Annotated in this window: 5 protein-coding genes; 1 reads left to right on the top strand and 4 read right to left on the bottom strand. The window is 40.7% G+C overall.

Translation table 11 applies throughout. The features are described from left to right. Positions 1-1,094 (bottom strand): hypothetical protein (locus tag ACEW8O_RS06200; protein ID WP_373493756.1); only part of this gene is annotated, 1,094 nt, incomplete at its 3' end. Between the two features lie 133 nt (positions 1,095-1,227). Beyond that, complete coding sequence (locus ACEW8O_RS06195; protein WP_373493755.1) at positions 1,228-2,289, bottom strand: aldose 1-epimerase family protein; 1,062 nt, start codon at positions 2,287-2,289, stop codon at positions 1,228-1,230. Between the two features lie 379 nt (positions 2,290-2,668). Between ACEW8O_RS06195 and ACEW8O_RS06190 the strand changes: the two genes are divergently transcribed. Further along, positions 2,669-3,454, top strand: a complete 786-nt coding sequence (locus tag ACEW8O_RS06190; protein WP_373493754.1) for an NIPSNAP family protein — start codon at positions 2,669-2,671, stop codon at positions 3,452-3,454. 160 nt (positions 3,455-3,614) lie between these two features. On the opposite strand, the gene ACEW8O_RS06185 is transcribed toward ACEW8O_RS06190, so the two are convergent. Both ACEW8O_RS06185 and ACEW8O_RS06180 read right to left on the bottom strand, forming a co-directional pair. Then, positions 3,615-4,400, bottom strand: a complete 786-nt coding sequence (locus ACEW8O_RS06185; protein WP_373493753.1) for a DUF1080 domain-containing protein — start codon at positions 4,398-4,400, stop codon at positions 3,615-3,617. 385 nt (positions 4,401-4,785) lie between these two features. Continuing rightward, positions 4,786-6,424: c-type cytochrome (locus ACEW8O_RS06180; protein ID WP_373493752.1), on the bottom strand; the 1,639-nt coding region annotated here is incomplete at its 5' end.

Raw genomic sequence — 6,424 nt, 5'->3', positions numbered from 1 at the left:
AAATACTCGTCGTGGGTCAATTGGCCAAACCGTATCAAAGCAGGAGTCTCAATGTCCCGATCACCCATTTTTCCATGACCTTGCATCATGATCAGACCATAAGCGGCATTGTCAGTAATGGTAACTGTTTGTCCGGGTAATACAGTCAGTTCCTTGGCGCTGTAATCATGGGATAGATAGCAGATCCAGTTTTCAATATAACCATTCGATTTCATACTTTCCAATTCGGATACAGGTTTTGGGACCATAAAGCGGGTTTCCAGAATATTTGGGTTGGTGTTCAGTTCCCAGTCTATTACCTCCACCAAGAGATCATAATCGCCTATTCGGTCTTTTGGAGTACCGTTCCAAAGCAATTCTTCCGGAATGATTGCTTCATTGACCAAGGATTGGTACATGGCAAAAATGTCCGAAGCTTTTTGCGGCTCATAGGTACATAGACTGCCCGGGGCATGCAGCATTCCTGGAGGGACATCCCAACCTGTACCGGGTTCCAATTTGAAGGCTTGGGAAAAGTTGGTGATCTTATTGTCACCCTTTTTGAAATTCATGAGGCATTCTTTGATCTGTTCTTTGGTGGTTCCCGGTGCAATACCGAAAAAGGTGTATGGAAAATTCCCGCCATGATTATTGAGCTGCGGCGGAAAATAATAAGCTTCAGGTTTTCCTTTTTGGCCCGTCATTGCTGCATATTCATCATTGTGGTGGATATGGTGGGGGAGAGGCCCCATATTGTCAAAAAATTTGGAGTACATGGGCCAGCTTTTATACTGATTCCAAATACGGTCGCCGATGATTTCACCTCCAAGTTCATCAATGGCATCTTTGAGCAAAAACAGTTTTTCTTCATTTCCATCCTGAAAGACAACCGGACTCAGTCCTTCATTTTTTCCTGTCAAAGGACCGTTTTGGGCCGGTGTCGTGGAAGAAAGCCATCTTTCATCGATACCTCCTCTGACTCCACCTAGGACATAATAATCATCGGGGTGGAGTTTGATTCTTCTTCCGGGTACACAAAAAGATCTGGGCACCCAGGTCGGGGCCAGTCTGAGGATTCCTTCTCCTTGTTCTAATGCTTTTTTTGCCAAACTCATGTTTTTCTTGTTATTGGTTATTTGGTTAATGGATATTTTCTTACAACTATCTTATCTTTTGATACATTCTCGATATTAATTGATACCTGCCCAAGGCAGGCGGGTTGGATATTTGTGGATATTGAAACCGATATCAGTGATTGATTTTGATCAGGTTATTTATTTCTTTTTCTTCGGTCAAAACACTGATTTCAAGATTATAGACTCTTTTTTCACCAGGAGCCAATTGGATCAAGGTGCCTTCATTTCGTGCTTTGGTTTGTCCAATTGGTGGATTGGTGGCAGGTTCCAGGGCGGTGACATATTCTCCTTTTCCCCAATGCTGCCAGTTGATCAGCCATGGGAGTTGGTTGGTGTTGAACTTTATGGACAGGCCGATTCCTAGATTTTGGTTGACAAATCCACAGGTGCAATTCCCATCTTGATCTGATTGAGGAGTAATGAATGCAACATCCTCCCCAAACCCGGCGTGTGCATCCATGGGGGCAGGGCATTTTTTATAATTATTGTCCGTATTAAAAATCCTGTTTTCAGGATTTTTGTCCATGGATTGCCATTTGCCTCGCCATATAATATCAGTGCCTTCGTCAATCAGGGGATAACCGCAGTTAATATGATACAATAGCATGTGGGGTGCTGAAGTATTTCCTCTATTGGTAACTTCATCATGGATTTTCAACTTGGCTTGGCCAAGTGTTCCGGAGATTGTCCTTTTCAATTCTATACTTGGCCCAAAAGTCGTCGTCTCTCTGATGATGCCTGTGATGCTCATTTCCGGTTTCCCGTTTATAGTATCTGGTTGTTGGATTGATACAATCTCTGCCGGAATATTGCTGTAATTTCCATGAAGCCCCCTTGAGCCATTCTCATCAGATTCAGGACCACCGATATGGGATAACCCGCATGTGGTCAGCAATCCTCCTGCAAAAGTCCGCAACCAATCGATTCCTTTATTGGAAAAGGGTTGAGGTGCCACGACCCCTGCATGGCTGATCCAGGCCAAACTGCCGGCATTGAAAAAAGCATCTGCAATGTCCATTCCCCTATCCAACACAATTTTATATCTCAATCCAGTCCCAGTATTAACCCAGGCAATCCTAACACCTTTACCGGGACCGTTGTCCAAAACTGAGGTTTCTATTCCGCCTAGCTGTTGAGGATTTGATATCTTGTCTTTCCACAAGGGGTTTTTCATAAGTTAAAATCTTTAGGTAAATAAAAAATAAGTTACCATCAATAAATTACTAATGTGTCCTGTTCTATCTTGTTTTTTCAGTTTAAAGTTGAAATGAATCTCTTGAAAAGGGATTGACATTACAATTCTTTTAATATCAGGTAAAATACATAATTTATTGATCAAATATCTTTGAGTTGCTGTTGAATTTTGCCAATGCAACATATGTTGTTTAAATGGAAAGTTAAATCCGAAAAGTGGAGGTTAAAATGTGAAACAGATATTGGTTTTGATACAATTCTCCCATCCATAAAATAACTTTTCAGGTTATCATTTATTGACAAGCCATTTTTTTTTTAATTCTATAATTTGACAGAAGATTAACCTTAAATCTATAAAAATGAAACTAGTCAAATTACTTCCTATCATACTATTATTGATACACTTTTTGATGGTGTCCGATCTATACGCCCAAAGTTCCAAACGGGATATATATGAAATGAGGACCTACCATATTGAAAATAAAGACCAGGAAAACCAGATAGACGACTATCTAAAGAATGCCCTTCTTCCTGCTTTACATAGAAATGGTGTTGGAAAAGTGGGTGTTTTCAAACCCATCTCCTCACAGCCTGATGCGGGTAAAAAAATATATGTTTTTATTCCCTATAAATCAATGAAGCAATATCTGGCCATACCTTCAAAACTTGAAAAAGATAATAAGTATCTGGAGGCGGGAAATTCTTATATCCATGCTACCCACGACAAACCGCCCTATAAAAAAATTGAAACAGCATTGCTTCAGGCTTTTAAAGGCATGCCAAGATTTAAAGAATCAAATGTAACAGGCCCCAAAAAAGAGCAGGTATATGAACTGCGAAGTTATGAAGCAGCTACAGAAAGACTTTACAAGCAAAAAGTAAAAATGTTCAATGAAGGAGAAATTGACATTTTCTTCAAACTGGATTTCAACCCTGTGTTTTTTGCTGAGACTTTGGCAGGTGCCCAAATGCCAAATCTGATGTACATGACTTCTTTTCCCAATATGGAGACAAGGGATGCCAAATGGAAAGCATTTGGGTCTGACCCTGATTGGGATAGAATGAAAGTAATGGAGGAATACCAAAATACTGTTTCAAGGAATGATACCAGGTTACTTTATCCAACTGACTATTCCGATTTATAATAATCCTAGAAATTAAGGAATATGGGCTAAACCCACCTTTTCAAGTTATTTCAGAAGGATCGAAACCTGACAGGTTTTTACAGCAAAGTGTGTTTTAAATGTTTTTCCTGTAAATAAACCTGTCAGGTTTTCCATTTTTTATCAATATGATAAAATGGGCTTAATTTTCCTTCAAATAAATATCCCGGAATTCTACTTTCATGGGAGGTCCCACATGAACCTGAACCCCCAAAAATCCTTTTGAGCTCCTGTTGACCGGATCATTATCTTCCACTTCACTCATCAATACTCCATTGACATAATGCTGCAGCACATTCCCTTTAATGACCAGGTGCATGCTGTTCCAGTCCTTTGCATGGATCAGATTTTTCAGAGAATCCCGATCACCTATGTTTTCAACAACCATTAGTCCTTTCCATGCGTTTTTCTCGACATTATCCCTCAATGCCCCGGGAGTGTCTTGGGGTTGGATGTTTGTCTTTTGACCCCGGTAGGCTAAAGTAGTCCGCTTCCTTTCTTCGTAATTTTGGCCTGTATAAGAATTTTTGCCATCTATATCTGCCTGATATCCCCTTAGGGCATAGGGCAATTCCTCCAATCTTTCGCTCCTGTAGTTGATTCCGGAATTCCCATTTTCACTGATTTTGAATTCGAGTTTCAGTTCAAAGTCAGCCGGTACACCTCCTTTCCAAATCAGGAAAGTATTGTTTTTCACAATGGTTTCAGGAGTTATCTCTCCTGTGAGAATGCCATTTTTTACGCTCCAATAAACTGAGTCCCCCTCCCATCCATCAAGACTCTTTCCATCGAAAATAGAAACGAATCCATCATTTTCATCAACTTCAATGATTTCAGTACTCTTTTCGGAAGTTGAGTTTGTAGAACAACCTAAAGAGGTAATTAGAATAATTGATGATATTATTAGATTTAGCTGTATGATTTTCATGTGTTTTTAATAAATAGTGAAATGTTAATTATAATTGAATTTTAGATGTCACCCTTCCTTCTCGTTTGTCAACGGGGCAGGCAGTACCTCGTGTCTACAATGACGTAATCGGAGCGGCCGTCATGCTGATAAATGCAAAGTAATTAATGCTTTCCAATCAATTGCCTCCTGCTTTAGCGGGAGGAAAAAAAGAGGCCAGATCCCCCCCGGCTTTAGCCAAACATAACCGCCAACCTTATATCTTACTTTTCTGTTTTGGCTAAAGCCTATTGGTATTTGCATTTGTTTATGAATGGGCTAAAGCCACATTCCTATTGATACCGACTACACTTAGATGTCATTTCCCTTTCTGTAAATGCCAATTTTTATTACTCCGAATGACAGATTATTGATAAACCTCATGATCCGAGTTGCCACCTGAAATCAGATAAGCCATCAAATCTTTCAATTCTTCTTCATTCAGTCTGTTGATCAGCCCGGGCATCATGATGGATATGTCTGATAATTTTTTGCTTGTCACATCCTTTTTCGGGATTTCTCTGATGGTCCGCGGATCAAATGGATTTTGGGAAATGAAATATTTCTCTTTGTCCTCATTGATCAGTTTCCCCAATACCGAACTGCCATCTGCTAAGTAGAAAATAGTCGCGGCATATTGGTCACTGATGACTGCATTGGGGTTGATGGTGGATTCAAGTATATCTTTGGGAGAAAATCTTGTTCCCAATTGTGTCAGATCAGGTCCCACAATTCCTCCCTCCCCCTGCATGGTGTGACAGGACAAACATAAGGTAGCCGCATACATGGCTTTGCCTTTAACCAAATCCCTTCCTTTGAGATCATCCATTAAGGGCAATGCTTCTTCCACCTTCCAGTTTCTTCCCGGTCCCTGGGGTTGAATATCGGAGACTACCAGGTCATTTCCACTTCCGGTTAATAGGGACGCACCGGAGAGATCATTGTAATAATCGAATTTATCATCAGCGACATGGGTAAGCGCCATTTTTCTAGCCCTGTCTATAAAACCCACATAACTTCTCCCGCCTTTATACTTGAAAGAATCTTTGATCCAATTAAAATATTCCTCCCATAATTCCGGGGTCCAACCGGTTTTGGCATTTCCCAGGACGGTCGCATAATAGGTTTGTTGGGCAGGAGGGACATTGGCCAACATGTCTGCGATATCCAATCCATATTGGGGATTTCTCAAAATCAGATCTGAGGATGAGGTGAAATTCTTTTGAAAATCCGCATCATCTTTGGCCACTTTCAATAAGGCCAATGTTTTTTCCACAGTCTCAGGAGCATTCAAATGGACCAAAACCTTACTCAAGAGCCTGTCGATATAATTGTCGTTTGCAGGGAAATTTGGGTTCAGGAAATTGACAAGTTCGGTTCTCAGATTATTTGAAGGCATTCCTTGCCTGAAAAGGCTTAGTTCGATTGCCCTGACCAAATTCACTTTTTGTGTTGCGTTCAATTTGTTAAAATCAATCTCAATCAATGCCTTTAGAATTTTTGGCTGAAGGTTTTTATCCCCATTCCTTGTAAGCGCAATCATAGATTGGGTCAACGTTTCGGGATCTTTTTCCATCAAAGCCCTGCTTTCCCATTCCTTGACAGGTTGATGCTCTAGGGCTATTCTAGCGGCATACTGGATAAACCTGTCCTCGTGCTTCAAATAAGGCCAAAGGAAATCAACTGCACCGGTTTTTGGCCCACCTGTGTGAAACTCTTCCAATTGTCTTCTGATTTGGTTGGCTTCCGGTAAATTGATATTTGTGCTTTTTTGATCAACATCTCCATCGAAATAAATTCTATAAACATCAGATTGAAGCCTTCTACCTCCTGTCATAAAATACATGGCGCCATCCGGACCAATGGCCCCATCGGTAAGCGGAAGGGGAGAGCCAGAAATGAATTCTTCGGCGGTAGCTGAGTATGTTGCACCGGAAGGCTCCAAAAACACCGCATAAATAATCCCGAAACTCCAGTCAAACGCAAAAAGTGCTTTCCTGTATTTC

The organism is Aquiflexum sp., from assembly GCF_041749095.1.
Taxonomy (GTDB): Bacteria; Bacteroidota; Bacteroidia; order Cytophagales; family Cyclobacteriaceae; genus Aquiflexum.
Note: the sequence above shows the minus strand (reverse complement) of the source record. Positions and strands in the feature narration are given on the sequence as shown.